Source organism: Faecalibacterium prausnitzii (genome assembly GCF_003287495.1).
In the GTDB taxonomy this organism is placed as follows: domain Bacteria; phylum Bacillota; class Clostridia; order Oscillospirales; family Ruminococcaceae; genus Faecalibacterium; species Faecalibacterium prausnitzii_I.
Genome location: NZ_PRLE01000002.1, coordinates 150,497 through 166,081 on the forward strand (window position 1 = coordinate 150,497; position 15,585 = coordinate 166,081).

A 15,585-nucleotide genomic window follows, 5' to 3' on the forward strand; every position below is an offset into this window, starting at 1 on the left:
GGAGCGTGGCTGTACAGCAGAGCGGAACGCCCGGCAGAGAAACCCGTGGAAAACCTACCCGGAGTGTGCTACAATAAATCTGTTAAGACCAAATTGAAGGGCCTGCGGCAGCGCTGTGGGCTGCGAAAGGATGAAACGCTTACGAAAAAGCCAAAATTTACGCTGCAGCTGCAATACAACTCCCCGGTCATCCTCACGTTTTTTCTGCTCTCGCTGGGGGTGCTGTTCCTGGGGCAGTGGACCGGCGGCTGGACAACGACCCATCTGTTCTGTGTCTACCGCTCTTCTTTGAAAGATCCGCTGTTCTATGTCCGGCTGTTCGGCCATGTGCTGGGCCACGGCAGCTGGGACCATTTTTTGAACAACATGCTCCTGCTGCTGGTCATCGGCCCGCCCATGGAGGAAAAATACGGCAGCATCCCGCTGCTGAGGGGCATCCTGCTCACGGCCCTCATCTCGGGCATTCTGCAGTGCGCGCTCTTCCCCCACTCGGCCCTGCTGGGGGCGTCGGGCATCGTGTTCATGCTCATCATGCTGGCGTCCCTGTCCGGTTTCTCGGGTGGCATTCCGGTTACCATGCTGCTGGTGGCGGTGCTCTACCTGGGCCAGCAGGTGTATGATGTCATCTTTGTGCGGGACAACGTCGCCAACTTTATGCACATCGTGGGCGGCGTGTGCGGTACGGTGTTCGGCTACACCTATGCCGCGTTCCCCCGGCGGAAAAAGCCCCGCCGCAAATAAGCGCAAGCAAAAAAAGCGTCTGCTCCTGCCATCGGACCGTGATGGGTACCCGGTTTTCGGAACCGGAGAAATCTGTTATCCTGGCAGTCAGAACAAAATCGTCAAAACAGTGGGGAGGAAGCAGTATGAAACTCGAAAAAGTGGCCGTTCTGGGCGCGGGAGCCGTGGGGGCCTATGTCCTCTGGGGGATGTCTGAGAAACCGGGCATCCGTCTGGGCGTGGTGGCCGAGGGCGAGCGTGCCCGGCGGCTGCAAAACGGCATCGGCATCAACGGCAAGGTGTATCACCCGGAGGTCTGGACCCCGGAAGAGGCCCACGGGGCCGATCTGCTCATTGTGGCCCTGAAATACGGTGCCCTGCCCGGGGCGCTGGACAGCATCCGGCAGGTGGTGGGGGAACACACCATCGTCATGAGCCTGATGAACGGCGTGGACAGCGAGGAGATCATTGCGGCCGAGGTAGGAGCGGATCACCTGCTCTACTCGCTCATCAAGGTGGCCTCCCACAAGGAAGCGGACGGCTTCCGCTTTGACCCGGACACCACACTGGGCATCATTTACGGCGAGCTGGCCGCACCCTTTGAAAGTGAGCGGGTACAGGCCGTCGCGGCCCTGTTTGAGGGCACGGGCGTTCGTTTCCGCGCCACCGAGCACATCCGGGAGGAGATGTGGAGCAAATTCCGGCTCAACGTCTGCAACAACCTGCCCCAGGCCATTCTGGGAGCCGGTGTGGGCTGCTACCGCGACAGCGTCCACATGAAAGCCATCAGTGACGGTCTCCGCAAAGAGCTGATGGCCATTGCCGCCGCCAAGGGCATCGACCTCTCCATTGTGGACAAAAACTCCGGCCGGGGCAGTGCGGTGCCGCCGGACGCCCGGTACTCCACCCTGCAGGACATTGACGCGGGCCGCCATACGGAGATCGACATGTTCTCCGGGGCACTGATGCGGATGGGCAAAGAGCTGGGCATCCCTACCCCCTACAACGAGTACACCTACCACATGATCAAGGCGCTGGAGGAGAAAAACGACGGCCTGTTTGATTACTCCGGCAAAGATCAGGAACCCACCTGGGCAAAATAACCCAAAAGCTGCACATCCGCCGCTTTTCCCGCATACATCAGCGGGAAGAGGAGGAATGCGGTGTGGAAAAAATCATCTTTACAGCGGGCATTCTGCTGCTGCCTGCCGTGTGCACCACGGTAGGGGCGGCAGGTGCCTTTTTGTTTCGGCGCGCGCAGGAGCCCCGCACCCAGCGGATGACCTCCGGCATGGCGGCAGGCATCATGCTGGCGGCCAGTGTGTGGAGCCTGCTGCTGCCCGCCATTGAGCGGGCGGAGCGGGGCGTCTGGCCCGGGTGGTTCCCGCCCACGGCGGGGCTTGTTGTGGGGGCCGTGGGGCTGCTGCGGCTGGAAGCGCTGGCCGGGCGCTGGTTTGCGGCCGGGCCGGGGCACTGCGGGCACATGGTGCTGGCTGTCACCCTGCACAACCTGCCGGAGGGGATGGTAGTGGGCCTTGCCGCCGCGCTGGCGCTGGAGGGCAGCCCGGAAGCCGTAAGCGGGGCACTGGCCCTTGCCCTTGGCATCGGGTTACAGAACATCCCGGAGGGCGCGGCGGTGAGCCTGCCGCTGCTGAGATCTGGTCAGAGCCGGGGCAGGGCCTTTCTGGCCGGGGCAGCCTCCGGGCTGGTGGAGCCGCTGGGCGGGCTGCTGGCCCTTGCGGTGGCAGGCTGGGTGAGCGCGGCTCTGCCCTGGCTGATGAGCGCGGCCGCCGGGTGCATGGTCTGCGTAACGGCGCAGGAGATGATCCCGCAGGCCGTTGAACCGGATGAATCGGCGGGGGTCATCAGCATTGTGTTAGGGTTTGCTTTGATGATGGCGCTGGATGTGGCGTTGTAAACAAAAAAGCTCCTCCGCACGGAGGAGCAAAGAATTATTTGGAGAGATAGACGGTGGTGGAGGGAAATGCGAAGTCCACATTGTTTTTCTGCATCACGTCCATGACATTCAGGTTCAGGTCGTTCTGCATCTGGAGGAACGTTCCGGCCTGATTGGTGAGCAGGTAGGCGGAGACGAGGAGATTGATGCTGGAATCGCCAAAGCTGGTGAGCCGGACAAGGGCAGAGCCCTTTTCCACAGAAGGGCTGGCTTCCAGCATGGCGGTCAGGTCGGCCATCAGCTGCTCAAGCTTGGCACGGGAGGTATTGTAAGTGACGCCCAGCGTGAACTTATAAGGCCGGGTGGAGCGCATGGCGCAGTTGACGATGGTGGAGCTGCACACCTTGCTGTTGGTGATGACGCTCACGGTCTTATCCAGGGAGCGGATCTTGATGGAGCGGAAGTTGATGTCGATGACCTCGCCCTCCACATCGCCCACAAGGATCCAGTCGCCCACGGCAAAGGGTTTGTCAATGAGGATGATGATGCCGCTGAAGATGTTGCTGGCCGTCTCCTGGGCAGCCAGGGAGATGGTCAGGCCGATGAGGCCGGCACCGGCAACGATGCTGCCGATGGGGAAGCCGCTCTCCTGCGCGATGGTCGCCACGCCCAGAATGACCACCAGCACCTTATAGGTGGTGTCCAGCAGGGAGAGCAGCGTCTTGTTGGAGCGGATCTCCTCGCCGCAGGATTTCAGCAGCAGGGTGGCGACATCCGAGGCGTGGTACAGGCCTTTGCAGATGCAGAGGGTCATGGCCATCTGGTAGACGACGAGCAGGAATTTGGGCACGGGGGCAATGGCCCAGGGCAGGCTGGCCAGGGCAAAGTAAATGCCCGTGAGCCAGACCATCCGCTCGGCGGGCAGCGCAAAGCTGCGGAGCAGGATGCCGGTGGCCTCAAAGTGCCAGCTGTGGGCCAGCAGCTTCGGGAAGATCTTTTTGCGGAGCAGGGCACGGGCCACAGCGCCCAGTGCCAGCAGCACCAGAGCGCAGACGCACCGGGCCGCAAAGGCCAGCCAGCCCTCCAGCAAAAAGCCGCCAATGGCAAAGCCCAGGTTTTGGATGGTGAAGATCATACAGAAATGGTTCCTTTCGGGTGAATTGTGTCCAACACATTGGTCTCAGTATAGCATACTCCGGCAGAGAGTTCAAATTTTCTTTGCCGCAGTGCAGGGGCAGTCGTCCAGAAGCAAACGTCACACTTGTGAAAAAGAAAACAAACTTTTGCGGATAAGGGTTGACAACAGCAGGCTGCCGCGCTATACTGTGTGCCAGAAAGTTCGTTTCAGGGCGGGGTGCAATTCCCCACCGGCGGTATAGCCCGCGACCACCCCTAGGGGGTGCTGACTCGGTGAGACTCCGAGGCCGACGGTATAGTCCGGATGCAAGAAACGGCAGACAAATTGCTTGTCTACGCGCCCTGTTGCAGTGTTTTTGCAGCAGGGCGCTTTTGGTTTGTCTTCCCGGTTCCCATCGGTGCGAAAAGGGCTTTCCACAGTTTATTTTGAGTGGGGCCAGCCGCCCCGGGAGGAAAAATCATGAAAAAAGACACGACCCACAACCTGACCGTTGCCGCTATGCTCAGCGCGGTGGCATTCATCCTCATGTTCATCGAGTTTCCCATCCCGATGCTGATTCCGGCATTTATCAAGATGGACTTCTCGGACCTGCCCGCCCTGCTGGGCGCGTTTGCCCTGGGCCCGGTGTATGGTGTGATCATCAGCTTTATGAAGAACCTGCTCCACATCGTCATCAAGGGCACCTCCACGGCCTGTGTGGGTGAGCTCTCCAACTTTATCCTGGGTGCCATCTTCTCTGCCGTGGCCGGCTATCTTTACAAGCACCACAAGAGCCGCAAGACGGCCATCATCGGTGCCGTGGCAGGCGCCGTGGCCATGGGTGTGTTGAGCGTGCCCTCCAACTACTTCGTCGTTTACCCGGCCTATGTGCAGTTCTACCACATGCCGCTGGAAGCCATCCTGGGCATGTATCAGGCGATCCTGCCCTCGGCAGACAGCCTCATCAAGTGCCTCATCCTCTTCAACCTGCCGTTCACGCTGGTCAAGGGCCTGCTGGACGCTGTGCTCTGTATGTTGATCTATAAGCCGCTGTCGCCCATCCTGCATGGCCGCCGCTGATTCCACTCGATCAGAAAGAAAAATACTCCTGTGCATCCGCACAGGAGTATTTTTTATATCGCTTATGCCAGCGCGCCTCTCTCCAGCCACTTGCCCCGGGCAAGGCGGAGCAGAAACAGCACACCCCGGGTGCACAGCTCCACGCACATGGCCGTCCAGACACCGGCCAGCCCGAAGCGGGGAGCCAGCAGGAATGCCAGCGTCAGCCGGACGCCCCACATGCTGAACAGGTTGAGTACAAAGCAGGCGGTGCTGTCGCCAGCCCCCTGCATGGCACCGCTGGCCACGATGGAGGCCCCGAACATGGGCTCGGCAAACGCCTCAATGCGGAGCATTTGGGCCCCGAGTGCAATGACAGCCGCGTCGGCCGTAAAAATGCTCATCAGTGCCGGGGCAAACAGCCACATCAAGACGCCGGAAAGAGCCATGATGCCCATGCCCATCCCGGTGCAGAGCCAGGCAAACCGCTTGGACATGTCCCGGCGGTGGGCACCCACGGCCTGCCCTACCAGTGCGATGGAAGCATCCTGGATGCCGTAGCCCGCCATGTAGCACAGGCCCTCGGCGCTTACGGCCAGGCTGTTGGCCGCAATGGCCACAGTGCCCAGCTGGGACACGATGCGGACGAGAAGCACCTGAGCCGAGGAGAGGGCGGCGCGCTCTGCCGCCAGCGGCACACCCACCCGCCACAGGTTGATCAGGCAGGAGCGGGTGATCTTCCAGCTGCCGGGGTAGCGGATGGCCAGTGGGCTCTCCCGCAGCAGGAGCACCGCCAGTGCGGCCAGCCCGCCGATCATGGTGGCAAGGGCCGTGCCCAGCGCCGCGCCCGGCACACCCCAGCCAAAACCGAACATCGTGACGGTCTGGCCAAACAGCTCCATCTCCCGGGTGGGATTGATGAGGAAAAAGTTGAAGAAGATGTCCAGCACGCAGACCAGCACGCTGATGAGGCTGGGCGTCAGGGCGTCACCCGTGGCCCGCAGCATGGCGGAATACATCCCCATGGCCATGCTGAACGGCAGGGCTGCGGACCAGATGCCAAAGTAGGCCGAAGCATTGCCCTGCAAAGACGGGTCCGCACCCAGCCACCCGGGCAGGAACCGGCAGATGCCGATGCCCAGCGCCGCCATGCCGCAGCCGAGGAGGATGTTGAAGATCATGGACTGCCGCAGCACGCCCCGGGCATCCTCCTGGCGGTCGGCCCCGAGATACTGCGCGATCTGGATGGCAAAAGACGTGAACAGCCCCACCAGAATGCCGTGGAGCAGCCAGGTGCTGGAGCTGACGATGCCGATGGCCGCCGTGGCCTCGGCCCCGATGTGGCCCACCATGGCCGCGTCAATGTACTCCATCGCCGTGACCACCAGCTGCTGCAGGATGGCGGGCACACTCAGGGCAACGGCAACGCGGGCCGTGTCGCCCAGCGGGATGCTCTCGCCCTGCCGCATCCGGGCCGCGAGAATATCAAGTGAAAGTGTCATGATGTCTCCTCTGCAAATACAAAATGGAAAAGCCGATACCTATTATAATAAGAGGGAAGAGGATTGTCAATCAAGGGCGATTTTGCGGCAGGGCAATTGATTTTTACTGTTCCGCGTGATACACTCTCACCATGGGAAGAATACTATGAAAGAGGAATTGAATCTTATGATCGAAATGCTTTCTGATACCATCGGCACCCGTGCCGTGGACGCGCTGGGCTTTCTGCTGGCGTTTGCATTGACCGCCCTGATGGACTCCATGTTCCGGGAGCGGCTGCCCCATGACCATGGCCGCGCGTTCGCTGTCAACGGCGAGCTGTCCAAGGGCAAGGCCCGTGGTTCCGGCCTCATCTTTGTGCTCTGCATCGCGCTGGTGACGCTGGCTGTCATCCCGTTCCGGGTGGAGTACCTGATCTATACCGTCCTCCTCATCGCCTCCATGCTCTCGGGCTATTTTGACGATGCGGCGGATACGGCCTGGAACGAATACAAAAAGGGCCTCATTGATTTTGTCATCGCGGTGGTGGCAGGTGTCACCTACCTCAACTTCAACGGCACCGGCGTGCAGCTGCTGAACTGGGCGTTCAGCATCCCGTACCCGGTCTACCTGCTGCTCATCGTCGTGCTCATCTGGGCCAGCATCAATGTGGTCAACTGTACCGACGGTGTGGACGGCCTCTCGGCCAGCCTGGCAGTGGTGTCCATCGGCACGTTCCTGCTGGCCTATTGGGAGGAGCTGGGCGAGTATGCCACGGCAGGCGTCATCTTCATCGGTGCTCTGCTGGCCTACCTGTGGTCCAATGCCAAACCCTCCACCCTGTTGATGGGGGACGCCGGCAGCCGCGCCATGGGCTTCTTCCTGGCCATCCTGGCCCTCAAGAGCAATCACCCGTTCGCATTCCTGCTGGCGGCACTGGTCTTTATCGTGGACGGCAGTCTGGGCATCCTCAAAATCAGCTTCAAGCGGTTTTTGCACATCAGCATCCTGAAAAAAACGCTGACCCCGCTGCACGACCATGTGCGCAAGCGGATGGGCTGGAGCGATGAGCAGGTGGTGGCCCGCTGGCTGATCCTGCAGGCGGTGGCATCGGCACTTTTGCTGCTGCTGGCCCGCTGAATGAATGATTTTAAGTATGATGTTTGTCTAACTTTCCAAAATGCATAAAAGTGCACGTGGTAAATTGTTGCACTTTACTTATTGAAAGTTTGACGAAAAACAGGTATACTTCTATTAACGAAAGCAAAGGCGCTTGAGTGAAGCTTATTCACTCTGCGCCTTTTTTCTTTTCATGTTAAAAGACATCCCCCGGGCGCACTGGTCTGTGGTGCATGTGCACAGGCAAAAAGAGAATAGGGAAAGGCGGAATACTTCATGATCAAACTGGAACATGTGGATAAATACTTCGGGGACCTGCACGTTCTGAAAGACGTGAACCTGGAAGTGGCTGAGGGCGAGAAGCTGGTCATCATCGGACCCTCGGGCAGCGGCAAATCGACCACCGTCCGCTGCATGAATTTTTTGGAGGAGCCTACCAGCGGCCATGTTTATATCAACGGGGAGGAGCTTACCAACAAAAACAAGACCCGTGTCGTGCGGGAGAACATCAGCATGGTGTTCCAGCAGTTCAACCTCTACCCGCACATGACCGTGCTCAAGAACCTGACGCTGGCCCCTATGAAGCTCCACCACAAAACAAAGGCCGAGGCGGAGGAGCTTGCATATCATTATCTTGAGGTAGTCGGCCTGCGGGATAAGGCGGATGTTTATCCGCCCCAGCTCTCCGGCGGCCAGCAGCAGCGCATCGCCATTGCGCGGGCCCTCTGTGCACAGACCAAGATCATCCTGTTCGATGAGCCCACCAGTGCACTGGACCCCGAGACCATTCAGGAAGTGCTGGACGTCATGGTCCGGCTGGCACACGAGAAAAACATCACGATGGTGGTCGTCACCCACGAGATGGGCTTTGCCCGCTCGGTGGCAGACCGGGTCGTCTTTATGGCGGACGGACAGATCCTTGAAGAGGGCACGCCGGAGCACTTCTTCACCAACCCCAAGAGCGAGCGTGTCCGCCAGTTCCTGAGCAAGATCGTCCGGTAACATCTTATTTTGGTTGACACGGCCGAGTGCACAAGTTGTGGTGCGCCGCCGTTGTTGATAAAACGCAGCCGGTTTCGGGGCGGGCAGGGAAAGCCGCCCAGGCTGCAAAAAACATAGAGGAGTGTATGATTATGAAAAAGATCTCTCGTCGCAGCTTCGTCAAGGCCGCTGGCTCGGCCGCTGTCCTTTCCATGCTGGCCGCCTGCGGCGGCTCTTCCAGCAGCACCGCTGCTTCCACCGCTTCCACTGCCGCCAGCACCGCCGGTGCTTCCAGCGCGGCAGCCGCCAGCTTTGGCCCGGATACCCAGGCCATCGTGGATCGCGGCGTCCTCAAGGTCGGCGTCAAGAACGCCGTGCAGGGCTTCAGCTTCCAGGACACCCTGACGGGTGAGTACAAAGGCCTGGAGGACAGCCTGGCTGAGATGATCGCCGAGCATCTGGGTGTGGATGTTGAGTTCACCACCGTCACCGCTGCTACCCGCGGCGAGCTGCTGGACTCCGGCGACATCGACGCCGTTCTGGCAACGTTCACCATCACCGAGGAGCGCAAGAAGAGCTGGGATTTCACCACTCCCTACTACACCGATTATGTTTCCGTTCTGGTCGAGGACTCCAACGGCATCAAGGATCTGGCAGGCCTGAAAGACAAGGTCGTGGGCGTGTCCTCCGGTTCTACTTCTGCCCGTGCTCTGGTCAAGGCCATGATCGACGCGGGCGTGCTGGATGGTGCAAACTTTGACGCCGACACGTTTAACGCTGATACCTGGAAAGAGGGCATCTCGTTCCGTCAGTACGACGATTATCCCGCCATCAGCACCGCGTTGAGCGCAAACGAGATCCAGGGCTTCTGCGTGGATAAGTCCATTCTGGCCATCTACAAGACCGATGGCCGCAGCTACGTGGATGCGGAGTTCAGCCCGCAGGAGTACGGCATCGCCACCAAGAAAGACAGCGATTTCTCCACCCTGTGCGATGAGCTGGTGCAGGGCTGGCTGGCCGATGGTACGGTCGAGAGCCTGATCAAGGAGAACGGCCTGAGCTAAAAGACCACTTTTGCAATTGAGGGATAGAAAGGGAAAGGAGCGTTTGCCATGTCTGGTTTATTTTCGATGGACGCTTGGAGTACGGTTTGGAACCATAAAGAGAGCTTTCTGCTGGGTCTGGGCAATACCTTACAGACCGCTGTCTGCGCGCTGGCGCTGGCCTTTGCCATTGGCGCTCTGCTGGGCCTGATGGCCACCAGCGGCAATCAGATCTTGAAGTTTGTGGCCCGCGTGTATGTGGAGTTCATCCAGAACACCCCGCTGCTGCTCCAGCTCTGCTTTTTGTACTACGCGCTGGCCTTTGCGGGCCTGAGCCTCGGCGTCATCCGCACCGGCATCATTGCACTGGGCGTTTACACCGGTGCCTACATGGGCGAGGTGGTCCGCGCGGCCATTGAGTCGGTGCCCAAGGGCCAGTTTGAGGCCGCACAGGCACAGGGCTTCAACTATCTGCAGCGGATGGGTTACATCATCCTGCCCCAGAGCATCCCCGTGATGCTGCCTCCCATGGTCAACCAGGTGGTCAACCTCTTTAAAAACACCTCCTGCCTCTACATCGTGGGTGGTGCGGACCTCATCAGTGTGACCTACAGCTTTGTCACCGGTGCTTCCACCGGCGGCGCTTACGCTCCCGCTTACATCGTCTGCGGCCTCATCTTCTTTGTGGTCTGCTTCCCGCTGTCCACGCTGGCGACCCGTTGGGAGGCTTCCCTCAAGGCACGCAAGGGCCGCGTGAACACCGCTCTCAAGACCGCCGCCAAGGTGGAACTCAAGGAGGCTGCTTAACATGAAAACACTTGCTGCAAGCCTTTCCATCCTCACCCAGCAGGGTGTGATGCTCTACCTGCTGCGCGGCGTGGCCTTTACCTGCATCATCTCGGTGCTGGGCGTTATTCTGGGCCTCATCGTCGGCAGCCTGCTGGCACTGGCCCGCACCTACTGCAAGCATGGCCCGGCCCGCGTCCTGGGCTGGCTGAGCGCCGCTTACATCGAGCTGTTCCGCAACACGCCCTACCTGCTGTGGATCTTCGTTTGCGTGGTCTTCTGCCCCTGCCCGGCGTTCTTTGCCCGGAAAATGTTCGGCCTGACCAGCGTGGAGATGAAGCTCCTGTTCAAGGCAGCGCTGGCTCTGATCCTGTTCAACTCCTCCGTCATTGCGGAGATCGTCCGCGGCGGCCTGAACGGTGTGGCCAAGGGCCAGTTTGAGGCCGGTTACGCACAGGGCTTCAACACCGCCGAGGTGCTGCTCTACATCGTGCTGCCCCAGGCATACCGCAACATCGTGCCCACCCTGCTGAGCCAGGTCATCACCACCATCAAGGATTCGTCTTATCTGGCAAATGTGGCCACCATCGAGCTGATGGCCCGCATCCGCCAGCTGCTGAGTGCCGCGGGCACCTACAACGGTCTGGGCACCGTGAATGTTTCCGACGTCATGGTCCTGTTCGGTGCCGCCTGCGTTATCTACTTCATCATCAACTTCACGCTCAGCTGCATCGTCCGTTCGATGCAGAACAAGCGGAAAAAAGCGCTGGTCTTTGCCCCGGCAAAGAACGCCGCGTAACATCTGACATTATCTTTTTCCTATTTTCCTATTTTCTTTTCTACCTCCCGGCACAACCCTAGAGCGCAAAACGCGCCCGGCGGTTCCTCACCGCCCGGGCGCGTTTTGCGTTTTGTGCTTCGTTTTGTGCTTTATGATTGAAAATTAAAGAGATGAAACTTTTATAAAAGCGTCTTCTCCGCTGCTTCCACCACATGGCCCACCAGCACGGAGGTGGTCACGGTGCCCACACCGCCCGGCACGGGGGTGATGGCTTCCACCACGGGCTCGGCCTCGGCAAAGCGGACGTCCCCGCAGAGCTTGCCGTCATCGCCCACATGGATGCCCACATCCACAACGGTCTGGCCCTCCCGCAGGCAGTCGGCTCCGATGAAGCCGCGCTTGCCCATGGCCACCACGACCACATCAGCCTCTTTGCAGAGGGCGGGCAGGTTCTGGGTGCGGGAGTTGCAGATCGTGACCGTAGCGTTTTCGCGGTCCAGCATCATGGCGGCAGGCTTGCCCACCACAAGGCTTCGGCCCACCACCACGGCCCGCTTGCCGGAGAGGGGGATATCGTAATACTTCAGAATTTCCAGGCAGGCCTGGGCGGTGCAGGGCGGGTAGCCCAGCGCCGTGTTGGTAAACACGCCGGCCAGCGAGCCGTCCGTGATGCCGTCAATGTCCTTTTCCGGGGCCAGTGCCGCGCGGATGGTGCGGTCATCGAACTGCCTGGGCAGCGGGCGGAAGAGCAGACAGCCGTGAATGGACTTGTCCGCGTTGATTTTTTCAATGACTTCCAGCAGGGCGTCCTGAGTGGCATCGGCGGGCAGCAAAAACTGCCGGACGGCTACGCCCACCTTGCCGCAGCGGGTCATGACGCCCCGCTCATAGGAGAGGTCGTCCTCCCGCTCGCCCACCCGGACCACGGCCAGGGTAGGGGTGATGCCTTTGGCGACCAATGCCGCACAGCGGGCGGCGTTTGCCTCGTTCATGGCCGCCACCACGGGCGCGCCTTTTAAGATCGTTGCCATTTAAACTTCCCCTCTCAATTGTGTTGCCATTTTTTCGTAGAGCGTATCGGCCAGCGGGACGTACTGTGCCAGCAGTGCGTCTGCCCTGGCGTTCAGGGCCTCGGCGTGGGCGCGGTCCGCCATCAGTTTGGTATTGATGGAGACATTCAGGCCCGAAGCCTGTAAGGCAGCTTTGCAGAACAGCGCCGCACACCCGGCGTCGGAGACGGCCAGCGCGCTGCCCTTGGCGGCGTACTCCTGCGCCAGCGCAATGCCCTCACAGCAGGCTTCCATGATCTCCAGAGGCACGGCACAGGCCCCGTCCAGTGCCTGCTCCAGCACCGCGGCCTTATGGGCCTGCTGTTCCGGCGTCTCTTTGGGCAGGCCGTAGGCGGCAGCCAGCGGCAGAAACGCCTCCGCGTCGGCCTGTACCAGCGCTTCCAGCCGCCTGCGCAGGGCTTCCGCCCGGGCATTCAGGGTTCGGAGATCCGCCTCCACCGCCGCGTACTTCTTTTTGCCCACGGTCAGGCTGCCCACCATATTGCCCAGGGCCACGCCGGCCGCGCCCACAAGGGCCGCTGCACCGCCGCCGCCCGGGGCCGGGGCTTTGCTGGCAAGGCTCTCCAAAAAGCCCTCACAGCTCGATTTTGTCAGTTCCACGATAGATTCCTCCCTCAGTGATGAACGCGTCCAGCCGCTGGTCGTGTTCGTCCAGAGCGGCGTGGGGGACGCGCTGTGCTTCAAACGCAATGCCCAGCTTCACCGCACGGGTGCAGCGGGGCAGGTAGCGGTCGTAGTAGCCTTTGCCCATCCCCACCCGGCCGCAGGCGGCGTCAAAGGCGGTGCAGGGCACTAAAATCAGATCCAGTGCCTCCGGCGGCAGGATCTCTGCCCGGCTCAGGATGGGGGTGCGGATGCCGTAGGCCCCTGCCTCCCAGCCATCCTCGCCGGGCACAGCCGCGGTCAGGCTGAAATTTTCCCCGCAGACGGGATAGGCCAGCGTTTTGCCCAGGCCCCGGGCCGTCTCGGCCAGGGTGGCCAGATCGGCCTCGCCGCCAAAGGCTGCGTAAAGCAGGATGGTCCGGGCCTGCCGGAAGCAGGGGAGCGCCGCCAGCCGGGCGCAGAGAGCTGCATTGGCAGCGGCACGGGTTTCCGGTGCCAGTGCCCGGCGGGCCGCAATGCCCGCTTTGCGCTGAACCTGTTTCTCTTCCGCAAGGGTCATGCGGCTTCCTCCGTTCTTCCGGGCGGTGCCCATGCAGACGATCTGCACAAAAACCACCAAGCATTTTTATAGGAATATAATAAGCAATGCGGGCTCAAAAAGCAAGCGTTTTTGTCGAAATTGAGGTTGAGGAAAGGCTGGCGGATTTTTATGCCGTGTTTTTTGTGCGTTCTTCACGAACTTTTGTGGGCGGCTTTGTGCAGAACCCAATAAAACAGGCGCAAATCTGTGATTTGTGTCCATTTGGACACTTGCGCGGACACGGGCATTTCTGGTAAAATATTTCTGATGAAAAAGAACCGGCTGTGAGCTTTTCCTCCATGCTGTTTCCTGCACGGCAGAGAGGGGCACAAAAACGGGAAACCGGCGGGAAATGGCCGCGGAAACGCGACATCTGTCCGGGAACGCGGAAAATGACGGAAAATGCCATAAAAATTCCCACCTCGATTTTGCGATCCGGGCTTGACAAGGCACCAGTTCCGATTCATAATTGTTCCAAGGGAGAGCGCTGGAAAACCGCCCGGCGGCTGGGTGGAACGTGCCGCTCCCGGAACACCGGAAAGCGCCCGGGGAAATACGCTTGGAAAGAGAGGACGCGGTCTATGAAGCAGCTTTGGAAAAAGCTCGTGCTCTGCGTACTGACGCTGGCACTGTGCTGCAACCTGGTGCCCATGGCGTTTGCGGCGGACGCAAGCTATTACAACGTCTACTTGGAAGCACAGGGCGGTACATGTGATGTCATGCAGCTGTATGCCTACAAGTACGGCTCCAATTACCGGCTGACCAGTACGCCCACCCCCACCATGGAGGGCTATAAGTTTGATGGCTGGTACGACGATGTGGTGGGCGGCACCAAGATCACCACGCGGTACAACTTCAAGGACGATACCACCATCTACGCGCACTGGACGCCGACGGCCAAAAAGAACACAGCCACAGCCACTGCAGCCAAGACAACGACGACAGCACCGGCAGCCGCAGACACAGAGAAGAGCTGGAAGCTGAAAGACAACCTCGGCACGGTGTTGGTGGTCACAACGGTGGTCGCTGTCGTGGTTACCGTGGTCGCCGCACAGGGTTCCTGATGAATTTGCTTTTCTATTGAGTTTACTGAAGAAAGGAAAATTACTATGACGAACTATGAACTCAAAATGCCCGCCAATTACGCAGCCATTGATGCAGAGGAGATGACCTATCTGGTTGGCGGTGAAACCACCGGCTGGCAGATGTTCAAGGATATCGGCACCCTGTTCAATTACATTGCCCGTGTCTTCTCCGCCGGCAGCTCCATCATCAATAACGTGGTCACCATCGTGGACACCGTCAAGAAGATCAATAGCTTCGTCCCCGATATGGGAAGCACCAAGAAGTAAATAAAACGCGCGGTTCAACACTGTGTAATCAAAGAGCACTCCGGGTTTCCTGCCCTGGGGTGCTCTTTTGTTGTAAAAATACAAAAAGATGTTTTGCAAAAGGAATAAATCATGAAAAGCAGGAACCGTGGCAAAGAATCTTAGGAAAATTGATTGAAAACAGGAAATATTGGTGCTATACTGTTATTGATAACACTTATCTTTATAACGTTTTTTTCGTGGAAAAAGAACGAAAATGTTTTCGTGGATTGTGCCGCGCTTTGCAGAGGACGGCGATTGAGATAAATTGGGAATGGAATGAAAGACAAAGCCTTACAGAAGACTTTGCGGAGGAATTATGTCAGAGCGGAAATTGCGGCGGATGAGCCGCACGGAGCTGATCGACGTCATCGACACGCTCCGGCAGGATGAAACGCCGCAGGAAACCGAGGCTTTGCGGCGGGTGGATGCGGAACGGGAGCGCCTGACCGAGCGGCGGCGTTTATGGCGGGTGCTGCGCGGTACGGTGAGCACCCTGATCGTGGTGGCGGCCATTGCGGTGCTGCTGGCCACGCTGCTGCTGCCTGTGCTGCAGGTGTCGGGCGACAGCATGAACCCCACCTTGCAGGACCGGGACGTGATCCTGCTGGTAAAAACGGACGATTGGAAGACGGGCGACTTGTGCGGCTTTTACTGGCAGAACAAGCTGCTGCTCAAGCGCATCATCGGCGGGCCGGGCGATGTCATCTCCATCGACACCAAAGGTGTCGTGAGCGTCAATGGAGAGGTGCTCGACGAGCCCTATGTGGATGAGCTGGCGCTGGGCGAGTGCGACATCGAGTTTCCCTATCAGGTGCCGGAGAGCCGCTATTTTGTGATGGGCGACCACCGCGTTACCTCCATCGACAGCCGGAGTACGGTGATCGGCTGTGTCGAAAAAAGTCAAATCGTGGGCAAGGTCTTTTTACGCGTCTGGCCCTTGTCCGGTTTTTCGTTGATTCACTGAGGAAAGGAATCCA

Annotated in this window: 18 protein-coding genes and 1 riboswitch; of the genes, 12 read left to right on the forward strand and 6 right to left on the reverse strand. The window is 59.6% G+C overall.

Features of this window, described 5'->3' with window-relative positions:
• The first annotated feature begins 162 nt into the window (after positions 1–162).
• The 3 genes from C4N22_RS04235 to C4N22_RS04245 all read left to right on the forward strand — a co-directional run bounded on the left by C4N22_RS04235 (position 163) and on the right by C4N22_RS04245 (position 2,638).
• On the forward strand, positions 163–741 hold the full coding sequence (locus C4N22_RS04235; RefSeq protein WP_112115162.1) for a rhomboid family intramembrane serine protease: 579 nt from the start codon (positions 163–165) through the stop codon (positions 739–741).
• Between the two features lie 125 nt (positions 742–866).
• Entirely contained in the window at positions 867–1,823 is a 957-nt protein-coding gene (locus tag C4N22_RS04240; protein ID WP_112148101.1) for a ketopantoate reductase family protein, read from the forward strand.
• Between the two features lie 62 nt (positions 1,824–1,885).
• Positions 1,886–2,638 (forward strand): ZIP family metal transporter, encoded by a 753-nt coding sequence (locus C4N22_RS04245; RefSeq protein WP_112148102.1) that lies wholly within the window; start codon positions 1,886–1,888, stop codon positions 2,636–2,638.
• Between the two features lie 34 nt (positions 2,639–2,672).
• Here the strand turns inward: C4N22_RS04245 and C4N22_RS04250 are convergent, their stop codons facing one another.
• Positions 2,673–3,752, reverse strand: coding sequence for a mechanosensitive ion channel family protein (locus tag C4N22_RS04250; protein WP_112148103.1), 1,080 nt, complete (start codon positions 3,750–3,752; stop codon positions 2,673–2,675).
• Positions 3,753–3,953: 201 nt separating this feature from the next.
• Positions 3,954–4,074, forward strand: a riboswitch (FMN riboswitch).
• A 140-nt stretch (positions 4,075–4,214) separates the two neighbouring features.
• Between C4N22_RS04250 and C4N22_RS04255 the strand changes: the two genes are divergently transcribed.
• Positions 4,215–4,814, forward strand: a complete 600-nt coding sequence (locus C4N22_RS04255) for an ECF transporter S component (RefSeq protein ID WP_022256359.1) — start codon at positions 4,215–4,217, stop codon at positions 4,812–4,814.
• 62 nt (positions 4,815–4,876) lie between these two features.
• On the opposite strand, the gene C4N22_RS04260 is transcribed toward C4N22_RS04255, so the two are convergent.
• Positions 4,877–6,295 carry an MATE family efflux transporter gene (locus C4N22_RS04260; RefSeq protein WP_112148104.1) on the reverse strand — a complete coding sequence of 473 codons (1,419 nt, stop codon included), beginning with the start codon at positions 6,293–6,295 and terminating at the stop codon, positions 4,877–4,879.
• 145 nt (positions 6,296–6,440) lie between these two features.
• Here C4N22_RS04260 and C4N22_RS04265 point away from each other — a divergent pair, with 145 nt between their 5' ends.
• From C4N22_RS04265 to C4N22_RS04285, 5 genes are all read left to right on the forward strand, one after another.
• Complete coding sequence (locus C4N22_RS04265; RefSeq protein ID WP_242980940.1) at positions 6,441–7,412, forward strand: phospho-N-acetylmuramoyl-pentapeptide-transferase; 972 nt, start codon at positions 6,441–6,443, stop codon at positions 7,410–7,412.
• Positions 7,413–7,667: 255 nt separating this feature from the next.
• Positions 7,668–8,393 carry an amino acid ABC transporter ATP-binding protein gene (locus C4N22_RS04270; protein ID WP_112148106.1) on the forward strand — a complete coding sequence of 242 codons (726 nt, stop codon included), beginning with the start codon at positions 7,668–7,670 and terminating at the stop codon, positions 8,391–8,393.
• A gap of 131 nt (positions 8,394–8,524) precedes the next feature.
• Entirely contained in the window at positions 8,525–9,436 is a 912-nt protein-coding gene (locus tag C4N22_RS04275; RefSeq protein ID WP_112148107.1) for a substrate-binding domain-containing protein, read from the forward strand.
• Between the two features lie 48 nt (positions 9,437–9,484).
• Positions 9,485–10,222, forward strand: a complete 738-nt coding sequence (locus C4N22_RS04280; RefSeq protein WP_112148108.1) for an amino acid ABC transporter permease — start codon at positions 9,485–9,487, stop codon at positions 10,220–10,222.
• Between the two features lies 1 nt (position 10,223).
• Positions 10,224–11,000: an amino acid ABC transporter permease gene (locus C4N22_RS04285; protein ID WP_112148109.1), complete on the forward strand. Its 777-nt coding sequence runs from the start codon at positions 10,224–10,226 to the stop codon at positions 10,998–11,000.
• Between the two features lie 161 nt (positions 11,001–11,161).
• Here the strand turns inward: C4N22_RS04285 and C4N22_RS04290 are convergent, their stop codons facing one another.
• From C4N22_RS04290 to C4N22_RS12840, 4 genes are all read right to left on the reverse strand, one after another.
• Positions 11,162–12,013: a bifunctional 5,10-methylenetetrahydrofolate dehydrogenase/5,10-methenyltetrahydrofolate cyclohydrolase gene (locus tag C4N22_RS04290; RefSeq protein ID WP_112148110.1), complete on the reverse strand. Its 852-nt coding sequence runs from the start codon at positions 12,011–12,013 to the stop codon at positions 11,162–11,164.
• The gene (locus tag C4N22_RS04295) at positions 12,014–12,652 is read right to left on the reverse strand and encodes a cyclodeaminase/cyclohydrolase family protein (protein ID WP_112148111.1); all 639 of its coding nucleotides are present in this window, start codon (positions 12,650–12,652) and stop codon (positions 12,014–12,016) included.
• Entirely contained in the window at positions 12,627–13,262 is a 636-nt protein-coding gene (locus C4N22_RS04300; protein ID WP_242980941.1) for a 5-formyltetrahydrofolate cyclo-ligase, read from the reverse strand. The genes C4N22_RS04295 and C4N22_RS04300 overlap by 26 nt, the downstream gene beginning before the upstream one ends.
• A gap of 100 nt (positions 13,263–13,362) precedes the next feature.
• Positions 13,363–13,644 carry a hypothetical protein gene (locus C4N22_RS12840; protein ID WP_181567162.1) on the reverse strand — a complete coding sequence of 94 codons (282 nt, stop codon included), beginning with the start codon at positions 13,642–13,644 and terminating at the stop codon, positions 13,363–13,365.
• A gap of 172 nt (positions 13,645–13,816) precedes the next feature.
• Between C4N22_RS12840 and C4N22_RS12845 the strand changes: the two genes are divergently transcribed.
• The 3 genes from C4N22_RS12845 to lepB all read left to right on the forward strand — a co-directional run bounded on the left by C4N22_RS12845 (position 13,817) and on the right by lepB (position 15,572).
• Positions 13,817–14,299, forward strand: coding sequence for an InlB B-repeat-containing protein (locus C4N22_RS12845; protein ID WP_022256349.1), 483 nt, complete (start codon positions 13,817–13,819; stop codon positions 14,297–14,299).
• Positions 14,300–14,344: 45 nt separating this feature from the next.
• Positions 14,345–14,587, forward strand: a complete 243-nt coding sequence (locus C4N22_RS04310; protein WP_022256348.1) for a hypothetical protein — start codon at positions 14,345–14,347, stop codon at positions 14,585–14,587.
• A 337-nt stretch (positions 14,588–14,924) separates the two neighbouring features.
• Positions 14,925–15,572 (forward strand): signal peptidase I, encoded by a 648-nt coding sequence (lepB, locus tag C4N22_RS04315; RefSeq protein WP_242980942.1) that lies wholly within the window; start codon positions 14,925–14,927, stop codon positions 15,570–15,572.
• Positions 15,573–15,585 lie beyond the last annotated feature (13 nt).